At 49.2% G+C, this 19,651-nt stretch carries 18 protein-coding genes; 7 read left to right on the forward strand and 11 right to left on the reverse strand.

Annotation, left to right across the window (positions count from 1 at the left end):
• Window positions 1-5: 5 nt before the first annotated feature.
• The 6 genes from rodA to purD all read right to left on the reverse strand — a co-directional run bounded on the left by rodA (window position 6) and on the right by purD (window position 7,407).
• Complete coding sequence (gene rodA / locus ICL07_RS12185; RefSeq protein WP_188088173.1) at window positions 6-1,292, reverse strand: rod shape-determining protein RodA; 1,287 nt, start codon at window positions 1,290-1,292, stop codon at window positions 6-8.
• 31 nt (window positions 1,293-1,323) lie between these two features.
• Window positions 1,324-3,261 carry a penicillin-binding protein 2 gene (gene mrdA, locus ICL07_RS12190; RefSeq protein ID WP_188088174.1) on the reverse strand — a complete coding sequence of 646 codons (1,938 nt, stop codon included), beginning with the start codon at window positions 3,259-3,261 and terminating at the stop codon, window positions 1,324-1,326.
• Window positions 3,262-3,377: 116 nt separating this feature from the next.
• Window positions 3,378-3,887 carry a rod shape-determining protein MreD gene (gene mreD / locus ICL07_RS12195; protein ID WP_188088175.1) on the reverse strand — a complete coding sequence of 170 codons (510 nt, stop codon included), beginning with the start codon at window positions 3,885-3,887 and terminating at the stop codon, window positions 3,378-3,380.
• Complete coding sequence (mreC, locus tag ICL07_RS12200) at window positions 3,884-4,771, reverse strand: rod shape-determining protein MreC (protein WP_188088176.1); 888 nt, start codon at window positions 4,769-4,771, stop codon at window positions 3,884-3,886. The genes mreD and mreC overlap by 4 nt, the downstream gene beginning before the upstream one ends.
• Window positions 4,772-4,880: 109 nt before the next feature.
• A complete protein-coding gene (locus ICL07_RS12205; protein WP_078669179.1) occupies window positions 4,881-5,903 on the reverse strand; it encodes a rod shape-determining protein in 1,023 nt (340 codons plus the stop codon).
• 226 nt (window positions 5,904-6,129) lie between these two features.
• Complete coding sequence (gene purD, locus ICL07_RS12210; RefSeq protein ID WP_188088177.1) at window positions 6,130-7,407, reverse strand: phosphoribosylamine--glycine ligase; 1,278 nt, start codon at window positions 7,405-7,407, stop codon at window positions 6,130-6,132.
• Window positions 7,408-7,592: 185 nt separating this feature from the next.
• On the opposite strand from purD, the gene ICL07_RS12215 reads away from it, so the two are divergent.
• From ICL07_RS12215 to ICL07_RS12225, 3 genes are all read left to right on the forward strand, one after another.
• On the forward strand, window positions 7,593-9,305 hold the full coding sequence (locus ICL07_RS12215; RefSeq protein ID WP_188088885.1) for a peptide MFS transporter: 1,713 nt from the start codon (window positions 7,593-7,595) through the stop codon (window positions 9,303-9,305).
• A gap of 128 nt (window positions 9,306-9,433) precedes the next feature.
• Window positions 9,434-11,482 (forward strand): OPT family oligopeptide transporter, encoded by a 2,049-nt coding sequence (locus ICL07_RS12220; RefSeq protein WP_188088178.1) that lies wholly within the window; start codon window positions 9,434-9,436, stop codon window positions 11,480-11,482.
• Window positions 11,483-11,614: 132 nt separating this feature from the next.
• Window positions 11,615-12,130, forward strand: a complete 516-nt coding sequence (locus ICL07_RS12225; RefSeq protein WP_188088179.1) for a hypothetical protein — start codon at window positions 11,615-11,617, stop codon at window positions 12,128-12,130.
• A 132-nt stretch (window positions 12,131-12,262) separates the two neighbouring features.
• Here the strand turns inward: ICL07_RS12225 and ICL07_RS12230 are convergent, their stop codons facing one another.
• The 3 genes from ICL07_RS12230 to ICL07_RS12240 are packed head-to-tail and all read right to left on the reverse strand — an operon-like array spanning window position 12,263 to window position 16,189.
• Window positions 12,263-13,465 carry a DUF1501 domain-containing protein gene (locus ICL07_RS12230; protein WP_188088180.1) on the reverse strand — a complete coding sequence of 401 codons (1,203 nt, stop codon included), beginning with the start codon at window positions 13,463-13,465 and terminating at the stop codon, window positions 12,263-12,265.
• A 24-nt stretch (window positions 13,466-13,489) separates the two neighbouring features.
• Window positions 13,490-14,938 (reverse strand): DUF1800 domain-containing protein, encoded by a 1,449-nt coding sequence (locus tag ICL07_RS12235; protein WP_246485011.1) that lies wholly within the window; start codon window positions 14,936-14,938, stop codon window positions 13,490-13,492.
• A gap of 42 nt (window positions 14,939-14,980) precedes the next feature.
• Window positions 14,981-16,189 (reverse strand): molybdopterin molybdotransferase MoeA, encoded by a 1,209-nt coding sequence (locus ICL07_RS12240; RefSeq protein WP_223151821.1) that lies wholly within the window; start codon window positions 16,187-16,189, stop codon window positions 14,981-14,983.
• A 46-nt stretch (window positions 16,190-16,235) separates the two neighbouring features.
• Between ICL07_RS12240 and moaC the strand changes: the two genes are divergently transcribed.
• Window positions 16,236-16,727: a cyclic pyranopterin monophosphate synthase MoaC gene (gene moaC, locus ICL07_RS12245; RefSeq protein ID WP_188088181.1), complete on the forward strand. Its 492-nt coding sequence runs from the start codon at window positions 16,236-16,238 to the stop codon at window positions 16,725-16,727.
• Window positions 16,728-16,854: 127 nt separating this feature from the next.
• Window positions 16,855-17,466, forward strand: a complete 612-nt coding sequence (locus ICL07_RS12250; protein WP_188088182.1) for an NTP transferase domain-containing protein — start codon at window positions 16,855-16,857, stop codon at window positions 17,464-17,466.
• On the opposite strand, the gene ICL07_RS12255 is transcribed toward ICL07_RS12250, so the two are convergent.
• A complete protein-coding gene (locus ICL07_RS12255; RefSeq protein WP_188088183.1) occupies window positions 17,441-17,845 on the reverse strand; it encodes a molybdenum cofactor biosynthesis protein MoaE in 405 nt (134 codons plus the stop codon). The genes ICL07_RS12250 and ICL07_RS12255 overlap by 26 nt on opposite strands.
• 153 nt (window positions 17,846-17,998) lie before the next feature.
• The gene (moaD, locus tag ICL07_RS12260; protein WP_188088184.1) at window positions 17,999-18,232 is read right to left on the reverse strand and encodes a molybdopterin converting factor subunit 1; all 234 of its coding nucleotides are present in this window, start codon (window positions 18,230-18,232) and stop codon (window positions 17,999-18,001) included.
• A 79-nt stretch (window positions 18,233-18,311) separates the two neighbouring features.
• Here moaD and ICL07_RS12265 point away from each other — a divergent pair, with 79 nt between their 5' ends.
• A complete protein-coding gene (locus ICL07_RS12265; protein ID WP_188088185.1) occupies window positions 18,312-18,683 on the forward strand; it encodes a DUF7009 family protein in 372 nt (123 codons plus the stop codon).
• Window positions 18,684-18,685: 2 nt separating this feature from the next.
• Window positions 18,686-19,651 (forward strand): GTP 3',8-cyclase MoaA, encoded by a 966-nt coding sequence (gene moaA, locus ICL07_RS12270; RefSeq protein WP_188088186.1) that lies wholly within the window; start codon window positions 18,686-18,688, stop codon window positions 19,649-19,651.

A 19,651-nucleotide genomic window follows, 5' to 3' on the forward strand; every position in this document is an offset into this window, starting at 1 on the left:
CCTGGTTACCGCAACACCATCTGCCGGTCGGCATCAAGGCGCAGCATAATAAAGATGAGCATGGTAAAGGTCATCAAAGAGGAACCACCATAACTCACCAGTGGCAGGGGAATACCAATTACCGGCGCCAACCCGATGGTCATCGAAATATTAATAGCCAGGTGGAAGAAGATAATACTGGCTACCCCATAGGCATATACGCGCGAGTAGGTCGATCGCTGTCGCTCCGCTACAAAAATGATCCGGAAGAGCAGCGCCACATATAACCCCAGGAAGATCACACTGCCTAAAAAGCCGAAATCTTCGCCTACGGTACAGAAGATAAAGTCAGTACTTTGTTCCGGTACAAAGTCGTAACGGGTTTGGGTACCTTTCAGGTATCCTTTGCCCCAGAAACCGCCGGAACCAATAGCAATCATACTTTGACGCGTATTATAGGTAGCCTTGGGATCGTTTTCCTTACCCAGCATTACCTCAATACGACGCACCTGGTAGTCTTTCAGCACTTTGGTGAAAGCAAAAGGCACGATGAACATCACAAATATGGAACAGAAAGCATATACGCCAAGAATCACGAGCAGGCGCGTTCGTTTCCGTTTGATCTCCCGTCGCATAAAGTAGATCACCAGGGCGGTGATGACGGAAAAAATGATAAACAACACGTATTTATCCACCAGCAAGGCCGATAATACCAGCACAATGCCGGAGAAAGCGATGACCAGCAGCACACCCGGCAAGCCTTCACGGAACATCACGAGGAAGAAGGAGAAATATACGAGTGCCAGCCCTGTTTCATCCTGCAGGATGATAATACCCGCCGGAATCAATGCGATGGCGGCTGCAATCAACCGCGACCTTAGTTTGGTAAAATCCGTTTCCTGCGATGACAGGTATTTAGCCAACGCCAGGTTGGTACATAGTTTAGTGAGCTCTGCCGGCTGAAACTGGAAACCACCGATCACCAGCCAGGAGTGTGAACCTTTTACATCCTTACCAATTCCCAGTACCAACAGGAGTAACAACAAACCACCGGCATATAACAGGTTGGAGGTGGCCGTGAAAAACTTACTGTCCGTTAGCCAGATAACTGCCGCCAATACCAGTGATATGCCGAACCACATCATCTGGCGCGAATAGTTTTTATTCAGATGGATGATGTTCTGCCAGATATTATCATCGCCCCGGTATTCCGCAGCAAAGATAGACATGATGCCGATGGTCACCAGCGCCAGGTACAGGCCAACTATCGGCCAGTCAATCCCTTGTGTCAGTTTGGCTTGCGAGCGGTTCATGAGCGGTTTCTCCTCTTTATTCGTTTATAAGTTATTTAGTTCCGTTTTTCTTGATGGCAGCACTGGCGTTCAGGGAATCCAGTTTGGATTTAGCTACCATAGCGGCATCCAGTGTAACTGTTTCCATCACTGTTTTCATGAGCGGTTGTCTTTTGGTGGAGATAGAGTCCTTCAGGTATTTCTCCATCATCAAACTGGCGATAGGCGCCGCATAGCGGGCGCCAAAACCGGAGTTTTCCACGATCACGGCAACGGCTATACGTGCTTTCTCCGCCGGGGCAAATGCCACGAACACCGCGTGGTTTTTCAGCTTTACGCGTTTGCCGTCTACAATACCATAGTTTTCTGCGGTACCGGTTTTACCACCGATAGTAATGCCTTCGATCTGGGCTACACGGCCGGTGCCACTTTCCACCACATCGGTCATACCATGGATTACCGCGCTGTAAGCCGTATCGGAGATATGCGCTACCACGTGTTTTTCCTTGTATTTGTCGAGTAAGTGGGTATCGTCGTTGTCAATACTTTGCACGAAGTGCGGGATATAGTAGGAACCGCGGTTAGCTACGATACACATCGCATTGGCCATCTGCAGGGGAGACAGTGTCAGCTCACCCTGACCGATACCGAGGAACACGGAAGTACAGGAGTTCCAGCTGCCTTTATACATTTTGTCGTAGAAAGCCGGATTAGGCACGATACCACGGGCTTCACTGGGAATATCCACCCCGATGCGGTGACCGAAGCCGAAGCTGTTCATATAGTCGGACCATTTCTGGAGGCCTCCCACGCGGATGCCGCCAAATTTCGCTGCGTCTACGCTCAGGCGGTATACATGCGAGAAGTAGGAGTTACAGGAGTGGGAGAGCGCCAGGCGCAGGTTGGCCGCGTGGCCGGCGTCATGGTGCTCACATTTGATAGGGCGGCTACAACCATAATATGCGCCGCCGCAGGGATAGCCGAAGCTGGGTGTGATCACCCCTTCATCCAGCCCTACCAGTGCGATCATGGGCTTAAAGGTAGACCCCGGCGGGTAAGTAGCCTGGATAGCACGGTTAAAGGTCGGTTTGGTAGTATCGCGGTTGAGCAGTACCGAGTTGGTGCTGCGGTAGGAACCGGTGAGCAGGTTGGGGTCGAAGGTAGGAGCGCTGATCATGGCAAGGATACCGCCGGTTTGCGGATCGATGGCTACGATGCTGCCCATTTTACCTTTCATGAGTTTTTCCCCGAACTGTTGTAATTCAATATCGAGTGACAGGCGCAGGTTTTTACCCGCAATAGCAGCGCTGTCAAATTCACCTCCTTCGTAAGCTCCCTGTGGCCTGTTAAGGTTATCTTTTACCAGATACTGAATACCACGGGTACCCATGAGAACGGCTTCGTAGGTCCTTTCCAGACCGGCCAGTCCCAGGTAATCCCCGGAGTTATAGGAAGCATAAGCGCTGTCTTTGAGTTTTTCCGGTGAAATTTCCCCGATATACCCCAGGATATTGGCAGCCGCCGCATAAGGATAGGAGCGGATCTGCCGGGGTACCAGTTCAAATCCCGGCTGGAAGAGGTACATACTTTCCTGCAGCTGGCCAAATACTTCAGCCGGGAGCAAGGCAGCAAATACGGATTGTCTTACACGGCCGTTTCTCACGATCGCATTGACAATACGTTTACGGAACTCTTCTTTATCGATGTTTAATATCTTACAGAGATAGCCGGTATCGATGGCTTTCACGCTGGCAGGTGTTACTACCAGATCGTACAACACGTCGTTACTGAGGATGGCGCGGTTTTGCCGGTCATAGATAATACCACGGCTGGGATACACCACTTTTCTGAGCACAGCGTTGGCATCCGCCAGCTTAGCGTATTTCTTCTCTACAATCTGCAGGAAAAACAACCTGGTAATGATCAGCACCACCATCCCAAGTATAATCGCCTGTATAACTCTTTTTCTGGGCTGATTAAAAACTGACATGCTATTGAGGACGGATAAATTTTAAAATGCAGGTTGCTGGCATTACTGCTCACAACATCCCATTTTCCGATGTATAAATTTAATAGTAATATTTGGCAAACAGCTACCGCAAACTGCTATTTCTTTGTGAAAAATAGTAATTCATACAAAATGATCAGAACAAGGCTGGCAGCGGTGGAAAGTACGATTTTCAGCAGCAGGTATAACGGGTTGCCGAAACCGAAAACTTCCAGGATAAAAAAGACTATGTGATGCAGAAATACCAGTACTGCCGCATAAATCAAAAACTGGGTTACGCCCATGCTGGTCATGGAAGGCGTTTTCTGGGTGGTTTCAAAACCGCCCTGGGGAGATAGGATGTTGATAATAAACGGTCGCAGGTAGGCAATGAATACGCAGGCTGCGGCATGTATCCCCATGGTGTCGGAAAACATATCGAGGGAGATACCCATCAGGAAACCCAACAGCATGACTACCGGGCGCGGCAGGTTAAAAGGCAGCGCCAGGATGAAAAGCATGTACAAATAAGGGCTCACCAGCTGGTGGATCAATATCTTATTGAGTACAAATACCTGTATCAGTAACAGGAATGCGAACCGGATAATATTTCTTAACAGTATACTCATTTGATCAACTTGTAAGTTGAGTCTTCTAGTCTTTGTTGTTCATCTTTCAGCAGGTTTTCTATCACATACACATATTGCACGTTATAGAAATTGGTGGCCAGTCTCAGGCGGATATTGAAGGAGGTACCGGATTTATCCGACACCATGACAGTATCCACATACCCGATGGGAATATTTTCCGGGAACAGGGCAGAAAAGCCGCTGGTCACCACGGTATCCCCTTTATGTACTTTGGCGCTCTTTGGAATGTCCCGTAACTGGGCATAACCGGCACTTTCGCCGTCCCAGTGTACCGATCCCATTTCCTTACTCTGACCAAGGCGTGCGCTGATGGATACGGAGTTGGATTTGGAGAGCATGGACAGCACCACTGCATAGTTATCGCTCACACTTCTTACCACGCCTACCACGCCGCTGTTACTGATCACCCCCATATTCGGGCGGATACCCTGCAGGCTGCCCCGGTGGATGGTGAGATAGTTGATCGGTTTGCTGATGGAGTTGTTAATCACTTTAGCCTCGAAGTATTTATAACGGCGGATCTGGGTACCGATTACGCGGTGAAGGGTATCATCGCTGTACTGGCGGATCGTGTCTATCTTCAGGCCGGTGCCGGTCACCATGGAATCAAAGCTGGTGTGCAAGGCATTATGAAGGCGGGTATTTTCCGCTACCAGGCTATCGTTGGTAGCTTTCAGGTGAAAGTAGTATTGTACGTTGTTGTATTTGTCGTATAGTTTCCCACTAATATTATTGGCGGAGTTAACGTAGGCAGATCGCTGGAGGTTATTGTTCTGGACCACCAATACAATACAAATCACTTCCAGCAGCAGAAATAAGAAGAAGTTGAAATATCGCCTAAAGAAAATGATTAAATTCCGCACAAGCGCGAGTCATTTAGAGATTTTATTATTTAGCTATTTGGTTATTGAAGGATTTTTCTTCCATGAGAGAATTCCCTGAATAACCAAATAGCCAAATACCTAAATAGGTTTATTGCATCAGGAACGGATATTTACCCACATGTTTCAGCGCTATGCCAGTGCCCCTTACTACGGCGCGCAGTGGATCATCTGCTACATGAACAGGCAGTTTGATTTTCTGGGCCAGGCGTTTGTCCAGGCCACGCAGCAGCGCACCGCCACCGGTCAGGTACAAGCCTCTGCGGTAAATATCTGATGCCAGCTCCGGAGGCGTTGTTTCCAGCGCTTTCAGGATGGCTTCTTCGATTTTAAAGATAGATTTGTCCAGTGCTTCGGCAATTTCCTGGTAAGATACCATGATCTGTTTAGGAATACCGGTCACCAGGTCACGGCCATTCACCGGGATATCATCGGGTGGGTTGTCCAGCTCTTTCAGGGCTGATCCGATGTGAATTTTGATCTGTTCAGCGGTTCTTTCACCGATCAACAGGCTATGGTAGCGGCGCAGCGCTTCCATGATATCGGCGGTAAACTCGTCACCGGCGATGCGGATACTCTGGTCACACACAATACCTGCCAGTGCAATCACGGAGATACCGGTGGTACCGCCTCCGATATCGATGATCATGTTACCTACCGGTTCTTCCACGTCGATACCGATACCCAGGGCAGCGGCCATCGGTTCGTGCAGCAGGTACACTTCCTTGGCGCCCGCCTGCTCCGCAGAGTCACGTACCGCTCTCTTCTCCACTTCAGTAATACTGGAAGGAATACAGATCACCATACGCCAGCTGGGTGCAAACAGCGGCTTTTTAGGATAAACCATTTTTATCAGTTCCCTGAGCATGCCTTCCGCAGCGTTAAAGTCCGCGATCACACCATCCTTCAGGGGACGTATCGTACGAAGATATTCGTGTGTTTTTTCGTGCATCATCATGGCCTTCTTACCTACAGCCACAATTTTGCCGCTAGCCCGTTCTATCGCTACAATGGAAGGCTCGTCCACAACCACTTGGTCATTATGTATTATCAGCGTGTTCGCTGTACCCAGATCAATCGCGATTTCCTGCGTTAAAAAATTAAAAAATCCCATTGTTGATACGGTCAAAAATTAGAATGCAAAAATGAATAATTCTAACGAATATACGATGCAAAAAGTGGATATTCTTGCAATAATACGGCTAAATATTAAAAAAAGTTATTTGTTGTTTAAACGGCAACCCGACACGATTATTTTAACCTTTTTAATATTTAGTGATTTGGCTATTTAGCAGACCTTCTTTGTTAAGAAATCCTTCAATATCCAAATATCCAAATTTCTAAATAAATTCATAGCCTATGTCCCGACGATAGGTCTTACCCTCAAATGCAATCTGTTCGGCAGTTTGCACGGAATGAGCCAATGCCATTGCCAGGTTGGTAGCCAGCGATGTAACGGCTAATACCCTTCCTCCATTGCTAACGATCTCTGCTCCTGATGCTTTGGTTCCGGCATGAAACACGATCTGGTCATTGGTAGGCGCCGGTATCCCGGTGATCACCTTGTTTTTCTCATACGCCTCCGGATATCCTTTGGATACCAGCATAACAGTGGCGGCAGCACGTGAATCGGCATAGATAGTCTGCTCCGCCAGTTTACCGTCGATAACGGCAGTAAACAACTCCAATAAATCATTTTGTAAACGGGGCATTACGACTTCCGTTTCCGGATCGCCCATGCGACAGTTGTACTCAATTACAAAAGGCTCTCCTTCTACATTAATCAAGCCAAAAAAGATGAATCCGTTATATTTTATACCCTCTTTCGATAAACCTGTTACGGTAGGACGGATAACCTGATCTTCCACCTTTTTCATGAACGCTGCATCCGCAAAAGGCACCGGTGATACGGCACCCATACCGCCGGTATTGAGACCTTTATCTCCTTCGCCAATCCGTTTGTAGTCTTTGGCTTCCGGCAATATCTGGTAGGAATGACCATCGGTCAGTACAAATACAGACAGCTCAATACCAGTCAGGAATTGTTCTATCACAACGGTTTTGCCGGCATCGCCAAATTTGGCGTCCCGGATCATCTGTTCAAACTCTGTTACGGCTTCTTCATGGGAACTGGTGATCACCACGCCCTTACCTGCTGCCAGCCCATCGGCTTTCAGTACAATTGGTAAGGAATGCTGTTGAAGATAAGCCACGCCTTCTTCAAAATTATCGGCATTAAACTCACGGTAAGCAGCCGTAGGGATCTGATGCCGCTGCATAAACAATTTGGCGAAAGCCTTACTTCCTTCCAGGCGGGCGCCTTCCTGCGACGGGCCCATTACCGGGATATGCTGCAGGGCTGCATCACCGGCAAAAAAATCATAGATACCGTTTACCAGGGCCTCTTCAGATCCCGGTACTACCAGGTCGATGGCATTTTCCAGGCAAAAAGCCCGGATTTTCTCAAATTCACTCACGCCCATGTCGACGTTCGTTCCACATTGCGACGTTCCGGCATTACCCGGCGCGATAAATAACTGGCCACACTGTGGACTTTGGGACATTTTGCGGGCCAGGGCGTGTTCCCGGCCACCACTACCTAGTAATAAAACGTTCATATGAATTGCCTAATAAATGCAGGTGCGAAAGAAAATGCAAAGAAAGATGAAAAAAGCACAAAAACCCACAAAAACTGCCCATTTCCACCATTTTTTTATGAGATAACCTATTTTATTTTAAATTGCCTCCTTTAGAGACTTAACAGAACCTTAAAACAACTATTGCTAAAACTAACCAATTTATGATGCAAACTGCTGTTGCACAGACGCCTGCTGATGCCTCGTCAAAGAGTCATCCGAAGGGGCTTTATGTTCTATTTGCCACGGAAATGTGGGAACGATTTAACTTTTACGGCATGAGGGCGTTACTGACCCTCTTCCTGGTAAATGCACTGGCATTCTCTGAAGCTGACTCCTCCTATGTCTATGGCGGCTTCCTTGGTCTTTGTTACCTAACTCCTATGCTGGGCGGATATATCTCCGACCGCTACCTCGGCAACAGGAACTGCATCCTGCTCGGTGGCTTCACCATGGGCATAGGTCAGTTACTGATGGTGGTGAGCGCCGTCCTCTACGCCACTAACATAGAAACAGCTAAATTAATGGTATGGATAGCCCTGCTGGTCATCATCTTCGGCAACGGCTTCTTTAAACCCAATATCTCCTCTATGGTAGGGCAGCTGTATTCTAAAACGGATAACCGTCTCGATGCTGCTTTCACTATCTTCTATATGGGTATCAATGTCGGCGCTTTCCTGGGTATGTTTATCTGCTCCACCGTGGGTGATGTGATCGGCAAAGACAACGTGCGCATTGTAGGCGCCTTCAAATGGGGCTTCCTCGCAGCCAGCATCGCCATGTTCCTCGGCTCCGTGATGTTCTACTTCCTGAAAGACAAATATGTAATAACGCCCGATGGGAAAGCCATTGGCGGCAAACCGGATTTCAGCAAACCTGTAGCCCACCTGGCAGAAGGCGAAGCTGATAAGGCTAAATTCTCTACGACCGCTATCTTCGGCGTACTGGGCCTCATGATCGTTCTCTTCTTTGTGATCCACTACCTCTCCCTCGATCCCAACCCGATCAAATCCTGGCTGTATCCCTTTATTTATGCTGCCGGTATTAGCCTGGCTGTCCTGATCCTTACCGATAAAAGTATTACCAAAGTAGAAAGGCAACGTATTCTCGTAATCTACTTTGTGGCCTTCTTTGTGATCTTCTTCTGGGCCTGTTTTGAACAAGCCGGTTCCTCTCTCACCTTCGTGGCCGACTATCAGACAGACCGTCACTTCCTCTGGTGGAACCTGCCACCCAGCCTGATACAGAACTTCAACTCTGTTTTCATTGTCATATTTGCCTTCCCGTTCAGCTGGTTATGGATGAAACTGAACAAACGCAACATGGAGCCTATCTCCCCGGTTAAACAGTCCATCGGACTGGCTTTGCTGGCATTTGGCTTCTTCATCATCGCCATGCAGGTAAAAGACCTGGGCCCCGGTCAGAAACTGGGCGTGATCTGGCTGATTGTGATGTACCTGTTCCATACCCTGGGTGAACTTTGCCTGTCACCGATAGGTCTCTCCCTGGTGTCCAAACTGGCGCCTCACCGTTTCTCCTCCCTGCTGATGGGCGTATGGTTCCTGGCCAATGCTGCCGGTTATGCACTGGCAGGTACCCTGGGCGCCTTGTTACCGCCTACACAGGACAAGTTTGAACTGGCCACTAAAAACAATATCGACCTGAAAGGCATCCTGGATGGCACTATTACCGCTACTGCCCAACAACTCGATAAATTACACGAACTGAAACTGGCTGCTCATTACCCGACTTTTGCCGGCTTCACCATCCATAACCTCTATGAGTTCTTTATGGTGTTCGTGATCCTGCCAGGTGCTGCAGCCGTACTGCTGTTCCTGTCCACCGCTTTCCTGAAAAAATGGATGCATGGCGTAAGATAACTGCCTGCCTCTTATCTATATAGGAAGACCTGAACAAATGAATTTGTTCCGGTCTTCCTTTTTATGCGCGGTAAGTACCTTCCTAATTCGTAAATTTCAGCCCTTAATACTATCACTTAACTTAAAATATGGCTGACAACAATTTCAAACCTTTTGTGCCACCTGGTGCACAAATGAAAGAATTTACGCTTAAATCCATCCTACTGGGCTGTCTTTTCGGAATTATCTTTGGCGCCGCTACCGTATACCTGGCGCTGAAAGCCGGTCTAACCGTTTCCGCCTCCATTCCGATTGCCGTTATTGCGATTACTTTAGGCAGAAAGTTTTTTAACACCACCATTCTGGAAAACAACATTATCCAGACAACCGGTTCCGCCGGTGAATCCATTGCTGCCGGCGTGGTATTTACCCTGCCCGGATTCCTTTTTCTCAGCGATGGCGGTGGCGCCCAGTTTTTTAACTACTTCACTATTCTGATCCTGGCTATTTTCGGTGGTATTCTCGGTACGCTGATGATGATACCGCTGCGCCGGTCGTTGATTGTAAAAGAACACAAAACCCTGCCCTACCCGGAAGGCACCGCCTGTGGCGATGTGCTGATTGCCGGTGAAAAAGGGGGCGACTTCGCCCGTACCGCCTTCTATGGCCTGGGCTTCGCCTTTGCCTATGCTATTTTTCAGAAGATATTGCATGTAATCGCCGAAACACCGGCCTACATGACCAAACAAACCAGCAAGTTCTTTCCATCTGCTAAAATCAGCGCAGACATCACACCGGAGTATATGGGTGTGGGTTATATCATCGGGCCGCGTATTGCCGGTGTACTGGTAGCCGGCGGCGTATTGTCCTGGCTGGCCCTCATCCCGCTGCTGGCCTCCCTGCTGCCCGGCGACGTTATTGCCGCCCAACTGGTGAAGATCGGCTACCTGGCCAGTCTGCAAACACCCGGCGGACAAGGTAACTGGGACCCTGTTGCCCATACATTCGCTGATTATTCCTCCGCCGTATACTACGCCTATGTACGCCAGATCGGCGCAGGCGCCGTAGCAGCCGGCGGTTTTATCACCCTGCTGAAAACAATTCCTACCATCATCTCTTCCTTTAAAGGCAGCATCGGCGCTATCAAAGACCGTAAAGCGGATGGCGGCGCACCTGCCGATGTACCCAGGACAGAACGGGACCTGAGCCTCAAGGTAGTAGCATTCGGCAGCATAGCCCTGATACTGCTGATGGCCTTCCTGCCACAGCTGCCAGGTGACTCTATCGGCAAAAAATTACTGGTAGGCCTGCTGGTAGTAGTTTTCGGCGCTTTCTTCGTAACGGTGTCCAGCCGTATCGTAGGCCTCATCGGTTCTTCCAATAATCCTATTTCCGGTATGACCATCGCTACGCTGATGGGCACCTGCCTGGTGTTTATCGCCGTAGGCTGGACCGGCAAAGTATATGAACCCATGGCCCTCGTGGTAGGCGGTATGATCTGTATCGCCGCCGCCAACGCCGGCGGTACTTCACAGGACCTGAAATCCGGTTACATTGTAGGCGCTACCCCCAGGTACCAACAGCTGGCCCTTTTCATCGGCGCAATTGTATCCTCTATCGTGATCGGTCTTACCGTGAAGTTCCTGGATAAGCCCACTGCTGAAATGATCAGCAAAGGGGTAACGGAACATGCTATCGGCAGTGCGTACTACCCGGCTCCGCAAGGTACGCTCATGGCTACACTGGCTAAAGGCATCCTGTCGTTCAACCTCGACTGGCAATTTGTGCTGGTAGGCGTTTTCCTGGCTGTCACCATGGAACTGTGCGGCGTCAACTCCCTGTCTTTCGCTGTGGGCGCTTATCTGCCGTTGTCTACTACCTTCCCCATCTTCATTGGTGGCGCTATCCGTGGCGTGGTAGACTATAAAAACAAAAAAGCCAATATCCATACTTCCGCAGCAGAAGAGGAACTGGGCAAAGGCAACCTGTTTGCAACAGGCCTCGTGGCCGGTGGTGCTGTGGCAGGCGTTATCATCGCTATCCTCGCCGGATTCGACAGCTCTGCGGCTATACTCGCCAAACTCAATGCAGAAGGAGCACTCGCCGGTATATTGGGCACCGGTGGCTACTTTGTGCTGGGATGTGCCTTCTTTGCCTTTATGGGCTGGTATCTTTACCGCACTGCCCGCAAAGCATAAACATCAATTTATCAAGATAAACGGAAATGCCGGCAAGGGAATGTAACAATCCCCTGCCGGCATTCGTTTTTCTATCTTGAAAATGATTATTTTTATCGGAATTTTTATTACATCTTTCTATAATAAGTACCTATGCGCATACTTATCACCGCACTGCTCAGTGCTGTTGTTATCCTAAGCAGCTCCTGCGGAAAAGACAAAGACAATAGCAAAGACCGTAAGTTTGTTTCCGTAAAGCTGGACAACAGAATTTTTCTCAGTGAAAATCCAAAAGGCCTGTTATACGCTCCGACCTTTGATCCGAGCGACCCTACTTCTGACTATGCCCACATGGAAATTACGGGGAAAACCAAAACAGGCGATATCATCAACTTTACGATGGCTGGACCCGGCATACCGCTTAAACCGGGCGTATATCCCTGCTCACAGAAAGGCAACGGTATCCTGATGGTAGTGAACAGCGGTGATTATCCGGCGAGCTACAGCTCTCAGGGCAGTACAGACTGTATGATCACCATCACCGACATCAATAATATTTATGTGGAAGGTACTTTCTCCGGTACCCTGAAAGATCTTAACGGCGTGGCTGGTACCCGCACCATCCAGAACGGCGCCTTCAGAGCTATTTACACCGTAACCACGCAATGATTTAGGGATTTTTTGATTTACGGATTTTTTGATTTCGTGATTAAAAAGCGAAGACCCAAGCGAGTAAGTCATCGCTTGGGTCTTCGCTTTAGGTCATCCCCGAAATCAAAAAATCCGTAAATCAAAAAATCCCTAAATGAAGTCCAGTTTTGTATAATCCGCTTTCAGGATCTCCCTGTCATTGGCGCCCAGCCATTTATCCAACAGGGTGGCATACACGCTTTTAAAGTCCAGCTTATATTGCAAATCCCCGTCTTTCAGGTTCATCAGGTCCGGCCCTTCATTGAGCACGCCCTGCTTCTTTAAACCACCACCTATCAGGAACATGTTGTTAGCGGTGCCATGATCGGTTCCCCCGCTGGCGTTCTGGCCCACCCGGCGCCCGAATTCAGAGAAAGTCATCACCACTACATCCTGGAAACGGTTGTTCTTTTTAAGATCACCGGTAAACACTGTCAGCGCATCGCTTAACTGCTTAAAGAGGCGGGCTTGCTGGTCCTGCTGGTTCACATGCGTATCAAAACTGCCGTGCGACACGTAATACACTTTGGTATTGATGTCTGACATGATCAGGTTGGCAATGGTTTTCATATTACGGCCCAGCTCCGTAGCAGGGTAATTTTCCTTGGACTGATACGTCTTAAACTGTTGCTGGATATAGGCCGCAGAAGAAATGGTTTCCCCCATGGTTTTATAGAGATATTCTACATTATGGTGCTCATCTTCATGGGCATGTTGTTGCAACAGCTCTTTAAAAAACCGGTCATTGCTGGTATTGGACAAGCGGCCCGGATCAGTGAGCGCCAGTCCTTTATTACGTTCGCCTTTCAGCGCCAGGCTTAAGGTATCGTCTATTTCCAGCGCCTGTGTGGGTTTATCGCAACCGTTGCATTGTGCGTCCAGGTAGCGGCCTACCCAGCCGTCGTTCCATATTTCATTGGACTGGCTGGCGGAATGCCAGATATCCATAGAACGGAAGTGGGAACGGTCAGGGTTAGGATACCCCACATTATTGAGGATACCGAGGGAACCGTCGTCGTACAAGGCTTTCAGGCCATCCAGGGAAGGATGGATACCCAGCTCATCATTGAGTGACAGGGCAGTTTCGCGCTTGATACCCAATGCAGGGCGGGAACGGTAATAAATATCGTTGCGATAAGGGATGATGGTATTCAGGCCATCATTCCCACCTGACAGCTGAACAATGACCAGCACTTTATTTCCCGGAGGTACCAATGCACCGGATTCAAAAGCCTTCAGGAACTTGGGCATCAGCATGGCTGCGGAAGCCAGGGAACCTACCTGTAAAAAACGTCGCCTGTTAACTATATACATGATGGGTAGCTTTCTGGTGAATGACTAACAAAGTTGATATTCCGGTGTGCTCATCACATCGATGGTCACGGTTTTAATGTATCCTTCGCGGGAACCGGTATCGGCGTATTTTTCCAGCAACGATTTTTTGATGTTGCCCGGCTGTTGCAGTAAAACGCCGGCGATAGCATCTGCCAGGTTTTCCCGGGGCGTATCGCTGAAGCCCTGTATGTAAGGGTCCCAGTTGATCCGTGCATTCACTTTTTTAGCGAATTGCCTTTTCAGGAAATCATTGATCTGCAACGTCATTTTATAATTACCGCCATCCCCCATTTCCGGTGTCAGTTCTTTCGGACGGATGTTTAATACCTGTGAATAGAGAATAACCTGCGGAATGCGTAACCGGAACATCAGGCTGGAACTGTCTATCCAGCTACGGCCTCCCGGCCATCCGGCCACGTTGGGCGGGTAAAACAGCACCTGGCCCAGGATACGCTGGAACACCAGCATCACTTCTTCCTGTTCAAAAGCCATAGGCACCGTACGGCGAATACCGATCAGCAGTTCCACAGGCGATTTGATACGGTTGCCAATGTATTTGCTGTCATAAAACCAATCGGCCATGAATATCTCACGCATCAGTGTTTTGATGTCATAACCTGAATGGTAAAACTTATCTGACAGGGATTGAATAAGGGCAGTATCGGGGGTATCATCTACAAAATACCGGAATATTTTAGTGGTGATAAAGGTGGCGGTTGTTTTTTGTTCCAGCAGTATTTTCAATACATCATCGCCGTTGTAGTTACCGCTTTTACCCAGTATATTTTTGATGCCGTCGTCGTGTTGTTTCTCCCGGAATACAAACTGGCCGTTTTCATCGAAACCCCATCCGGTAAAGGCGCGTGCAGCTTCCTTGATATCTGTTTCCGCATAATGTCCGCGGCCCATGGTAAACAGTTCCATCACCTCCCGGGCAAAATTTTCGTTGGGATGTTGTTTGCGGTTTTGCTGGTTGTTGAGAAACTGCAGCATAGCCGGCGATTTGGAGACCGCGGTAAGCAGATCACCAAAGTTGCCCAAAGCATTTTCGCGGATCACGCCTATCAGTTGCTGGTTATACAACACATCCTGCGTGCGGCAGGCAAAATGCCCGTGCCAGAAGAGGCTCATCTTTTCGCGCAGCGGATGTTCACTTTTCTCCATCATGTTCATCCAGGCCACGTTCAGGTCTTTGATGCCTTGTGTGTTCATTTCCCGGACGGCTTTTTTCTGGTCTGCCGACATATCCTTAAAACGTTTATAATCCGGCAGGTCGGTGGCGTTGATCACGTCTACCGATTCCAGTTCAAACCTTTTAGGTCCGATCAGCACTTTATTTACGATTTCTTTTCGTCGTCTTTTTTCCCATTCGGAGATAACAGGCAGGGTTTCACCAAAGCCGGCGCGCCAGGCGAGATGTTGCATTTCCAGTTTTTTGGCAACTACAGGCATACGCAAATATTTTAATGTAAGACTGAGTTTTATCGCCGAAGTTTAACGGAATTTCCAGACAGGATAACAACTTCCCGGCTCAAACGTATTCTTATCCAGTGGAAGCGCCATAAATGCATCGGCCATCAGCAGGCTGGCCAGATCTCCGGAGCCATGATAGGGTTGGGGGAAAGCCCCCCATCGGCCATCCGGCAGGGATTGCAACTTAACAGGAAGATAATATTCCAATGCCGGCCGGAAGTTGACGGTTTCCTGCAGCACAGCGTATAAAGTGGCATCTTGTTGCGCCCCCATCGCAGCTTTTAGCCAGGGCAGCACATAACGGTAAAAACACATAAAGCCCGATACCGGGTTACCAGGTAATGCAAAAACAACGGGGCCATTGTCGAAAGTCCCGAATAGGAACGGTTTTCCCGGTCTTTGCTGCACTTTATGAAAACGTTGCTGCATACCCAATCGCTGTAATACCGCCGGCAGATAATCGTATTTTCCGGCAGATACCGCGCCTGAACTGATCCATACATCCGTTTCCTGCAACAATGGTTCCAAACGCTCCCGCATGGCAGCTTCTTCATCACTCAGGTGAACATAGGTAGCAGTAATGCCACATTGCTGCAATGATGCCATCAGGTTGTATATATTGGAGATACGCACCTGGTGCTCTTCCGGTGTAGCATCTACCGGCACCAGTTCATTACCGGTAGCGATAACGGCTACACGCGGCAATTTTGCTACCAGCACCTGTGTTTTGCCCACAGTGGCCAATACACCTGCTTCCGCAGGACCGATCACCGTACCGGGAGATAATAACACCGCACCTTCCGCTACATCGGAACCTTTGCGGTGAATATTTTGTCCCTGTGTAACTTCACCGGTAACGGTAAAACGGCGAAATCCTTCATGGTCAGTAGGTTGCAGCTGTTCATAAGGTATCACGGTATCTGTCAGCTCGGGCAAGATAGCGCCGGTCATCACTTCTATGCAATTAGCGGTATTGGATAACTGCAACCGTGGAAGGCCCGCCGCCTGTATATCTTCTACTCCAAAAATCTGCTGTCCCCGCGCATAGCTGTCGTACAGGATAGCGACACCATCCATCGTAACCCTGTCGAAGGGCGGAAAAGGACGGTCCGCCTTCACAGGCTCCCGCAATACACGGCCATTAGCCGCCTCAAACGGCAGCATTTCCGTGCCCATATCCCTCACGGTCTGTAATACGGCAGTAAACGCGTCAGCAACAGTCAGCATCATTTTGTATTATTTTTGTACAGGTGAAGATGACTAAATTTATGATATTATGACCAATCCGTCAAGCCACGATTTTACGCACCTCGATTCTTCCGGGCAACCAGCCATGGTAGATGTAAGCGGCAAAGGCAGCACTTATCGTGTAGCCGTTGCCGAAAGCCGGGTGTATTTACCGGCACCGGTACGCGAACAATTCCGGGACAACGACATCCAAACCCGCAAGGGCGCGGTATTCCAAACCGCTATCATCGCAGGTATCATGGCCGCTAAAAAAACGCCGGACCTCATTCCGCTCTGTCATACCCTGCTGCTGGATGGCTGCGATGTCCAAATTCAACTCGAAGCGGAAGAAGCCGTTATCCGTTGCACCGTGAAAACAACCGGTAAAACAGGAGTGGAAATGGAAGCCCTCACCGGCGCCAGCGTGGCGGCGCTTACCATCTACGATATGTGTAAGGCTTTCACACAGGAAATGATCATCCGCCAAACCCGGCTGATCAGTAAAACCGGCGGTAAGCAGGACTATGGACATGCGGGTTGAGTTTCCCGCGAAGAGAGCAAAGGCCCGCAAAGGGGGAAGATGATGGAAGTTTAATAAAGATTGGAGATGGAAACGAAGACAAACAGACTGACGCACGCAAAGGCGCAAAGCAGCAAAGATGCAAAGTATGACTATAAATAATGCGGCGCCGCTGAAAGGACTGGTGCTCTGTGGCGGGCAAAGTACCCGGATGCAGGAAAATAAAAGCAATATCCATTATCATGGTATACCGCAGTGGCGTTACCTGGCGGACTTGTTGGCTTCCTTTCAACTGGAAACATACCTGTCTTGCCGGAGGGATCAACAAACAGATTTTGATCACTATCCCCGGTTGATACCGGACAGTGTGCCCTATGGCGGTCCTTCCGCGGGATTACTCAGTGCTTCGCAGCTGCAACCGGACACCGCCTGGTTGGTACTGGCCTGTGATCTTCCCCTGATCAGCCGGCAAAGCCTGGAAATCTTACTGCGGGAACGGGATACACAGCTATCGGCCACAGCCTTTATCAGTCCGGTCAATGAATTACCGGAACCGTTGATTGCTATTTGGGAACCGGCCGGTTTACATGCTTTAGCAGAAAATGTGGCAGCAGGGAAAAACTGTCCCCGGAAAACCTTGCTGAATATGAATATCCGGCTACTGCACAATCCTTATGCAGCAGAACAGTACAACGCCAATACACCGGAAGAGAAAGCCGAAGCGCTCAAACAGGTTACTGACCGATCCCTCCATCCGTAAAAAATTCTTTTTTCCAGATAGGTACCGTTTCCTTTAAAGTATCGATCACAAATTCACAGGCATCAAAGGCAATCCCGCGATGGGCGGACGCTACCGCGATGATGACGGCAATATCTCCCGGGTATTTATCGCCGATGGCATGTAACATCACCAGTTTTTTAATATCCCACTGTGCCTGTACCCGGTCTGCAATTTTTTGCATCTCGCTGAGAGCCATGGGTTCATAACATTCATAAAACAACCTGGTGACCGCACGGCCACGGGTATCGTTCCGTACCTTACCGGTGAAAATCACTTCCCCGCCGCATTCCGGTCCCTGGATGAAATCCAGCGCTTCCTGCATGGTAATCGTATCCCTGATGGCTATTAATGTTTCCATAACTATTTTTTATCGCTAAAACCTGCCTTTGCGCCTTTGCTGCTTCGCGCCTTTGCGTGCGCCAGCCTGTTTATCTTCGCTTCTATCTCCGCTTCCTTTATCAAACTTCCATCATCTTTCCCCTTTGCGGGACTTTGCGCTCTTTGCGTGAAACTACCCACCACTAACCGGTGGGATGACTGCTACCTCATCTTCCAAATGAATGATTTGTTCATCGGCCGCATATTCCCGGTTCACCGCTATCATAAGCGAGTTAAGCTGCTGTATGGCGGGATAACGCTCATACAACCACTGTTTCAACTCCGCCACCCGGGTAACGGTTTCCGGAAAATCGATCTTTGCCGCGCCGGCAATATCTTTTGCCACACCAAAAAACAGGAGACCCATACCTTCAAATTTATTGGCTAAAACTACAATATAGCCCTGATAAAATAGTACTTTTAATACCGGAGAAAATTCACTTGCTATGAAGATCAGGTTAAGAGGGAACAGCATTCGTTACCGGCTGGACAAAACCGATGTGGAACTACTGGAAGCTACCGGCAAGGTAGAATCCATCACGCATATCGGCGCTGCCACGCTTCATTTCTGCGTGCGGTCCAAAAACATCACCGATCCGGTGATCAAAATGGAACATGACGGAGTACACCTGCTCCTACCTGCTGAACGGTTGCAGGCATGGTATGCACCGGACCAGGTAGGTTTTGAGCTGATACTGCCCAACCCCGATGGTTCCGAGCTGAAAGTATTGGTAGAAAAGGATTTCCAATGCCTTTCCCCCAGGGGGGAAGATGATAGCCAGGCTTTTGAAAATCCTAATGCCGGCAAAAACTGCTGATCATGCTGACAGACGCGCATCATCGTATAATCGATTACGTTAGACTGTCTGTTACGGACCGTTGCAATCTCCGCTGTACCTATTGTATGCCGGAGCAGATGCGTTTTGTGAAGTCGTCCGCTTTGCTGACCGATGAAGAGATCGTTACCCTGTTGCAAACACTGGCCCGGGCTGGCATTTCCAAGGTAAGGATTACCGGCGGCGAACCTTTCCTGCGCCCCGGCCTGATGCAGCTACTGGCTGAAATCAAGGCTATTCCCGGCATCAGGGAAATTGCCATCACTACTAACGGCGTTCTCACCCACCAGCATATCCCCGGCCTGCAGGCGCTGGGCATCACCCATATTAACCTCAGCCTGGACACCCTGCAGCCACAACGTTTCCGGCAAATCACCCGCCGTGACCAGTTTGCGACTGTGATGCAATCGCTCGAAAGCCTGCTGGCACACCAAATGAAGGTAAAAATCAATGTAGTGGTGATGGACAATGTGAACACCGACGAGCTGGTGTCTTTCGCTGCGCTTACCCGCGATCAGCCTATATCTGTAAGGTTTATTGAAGAGATGCCGTTTAACGGGCAAGGACATACTTTTTCCGGCATCAACTGGAATTATGAGAAAATACTGAACACACTCCGCGAACAACACACGCTGCATAAATTACCCGACGCGCCGCATGCCACGGCGCTGCAATACTGCATTCCCGGCCACCAGGGCAATATTGGCGTAATACCGGCGTATAGCCGTACATTTTGCGGCACCTGCAACAGACTTCGTATATCCGCTACCGGTAGTATAAAAACATGCCTCTATGGCAACGATGTTTTAAATGTAAAAGACCTGATCCGGTCAGGAGAAGCAATATTACCGGCTATACGGCAGGCGCTGCATCAGCGTGCTGTCAATGGTTTTGAGGCTGAACGGCTACATACCAGCGCACTGGAAAGTATGTCTGTCATTGGTGGATAA

The organism is Chitinophaga qingshengii, assembly GCF_014529935.1.
GTDB lineage: Bacteria > Bacteroidota > Bacteroidia > Chitinophagales > Chitinophagaceae > Chitinophaga > Chitinophaga qingshengii.

What these genes read in the sequence shown, in the direction of transcription:
- ICL07_RS12255 (WP_188088183.1), bottom strand. Translation starts at nt 17,845, where the DNA reads ATGGAAACATTAATAGCCATCAGGGATACGATTACCATGCAGGAAGCG.
- rodA (WP_188088173.1), bottom strand. Translation starts at nt 1,292, where the DNA reads ATGAACCGCTCGCAAGCCAAACTGACACAAGGGATTGACTGGCCGATA.
- ICL07_RS12230 (WP_188088180.1), bottom strand. Translation starts at nt 13,465, where the DNA reads ATGTATATAGTTAACAGGCGACGTTTTTTACAGGTAGGTTCCCTGGCT.
- ICL07_RS12235 (WP_246485011.1), bottom strand. Translation starts at nt 14,938, where the DNA reads ATGCCTGTAGTTGCCAAAAAACTGGAAATGCAACATCTCGCCTGGCGC.
- purD (WP_188088177.1), bottom strand. Translation starts at nt 7,407, where the DNA reads ATGAACGTTTTATTACTAGGTAGTGGTGGCCGGGAACACGCCCTGGCC.
- ICL07_RS12205 (WP_078669179.1), bottom strand. Translation starts at nt 5,903, where the DNA reads ATGGGATTTTTTAATTTTTTAACGCAGGAAATCGCGATTGATCTGGGT.
- moaD (WP_188088184.1), bottom strand. Translation starts at nt 18,232, where the DNA reads ATGGGTCTCCTGTTTTTTGGTGTGGCAAAAGATATTGCCGGCGCGGCA.
- ICL07_RS12225 (WP_188088179.1), top strand. Translation starts at nt 11,615, where the DNA reads ATGCGCATACTTATCACCGCACTGCTCAGTGCTGTTGTTATCCTAAGC.
- ICL07_RS12250 (WP_188088182.1), top strand. Translation starts at nt 16,855, where the DNA reads ATGACTATAAATAATGCGGCGCCGCTGAAAGGACTGGTGCTCTGTGGC.
- ICL07_RS12240 (WP_223151821.1), bottom strand. Translation starts at nt 16,189, where the DNA reads ATGATGCTGACTGTTGCTGACGCGTTTACTGCCGTATTACAGACCGTG.
- moaA (WP_188088186.1), top strand. Translation starts at nt 18,686, where the DNA reads ATGCTGACAGACGCGCATCATCGTATAATCGATTACGTTAGACTGTCT.
- ICL07_RS12215 (WP_188088885.1), top strand. Translation starts at nt 7,593, where the DNA reads ATGCAAACTGCTGTTGCACAGACGCCTGCTGATGCCTCGTCAAAGAGT.
- ICL07_RS12220 (WP_188088178.1), top strand. Translation starts at nt 9,434, where the DNA reads ATGGCTGACAACAATTTCAAACCTTTTGTGCCACCTGGTGCACAAATG.
- ICL07_RS12265 (WP_188088185.1), top strand. Translation starts at nt 18,312, where the DNA reads ATGAAGATCAGGTTAAGAGGGAACAGCATTCGTTACCGGCTGGACAAA.
- moaC (WP_188088181.1), top strand. Translation starts at nt 16,236, where the DNA reads ATGACCAATCCGTCAAGCCACGATTTTACGCACCTCGATTCTTCCGGG.
- mrdA (WP_188088174.1), bottom strand. Translation starts at nt 3,261, where the DNA reads ATGTCAGTTTTTAATCAGCCCAGAAAAAGAGTTATACAGGCGATTATA.
- mreD (WP_188088175.1), bottom strand. Translation starts at nt 3,887, where the DNA reads ATGAGTATACTGTTAAGAAATATTATCCGGTTCGCATTCCTGTTACTG.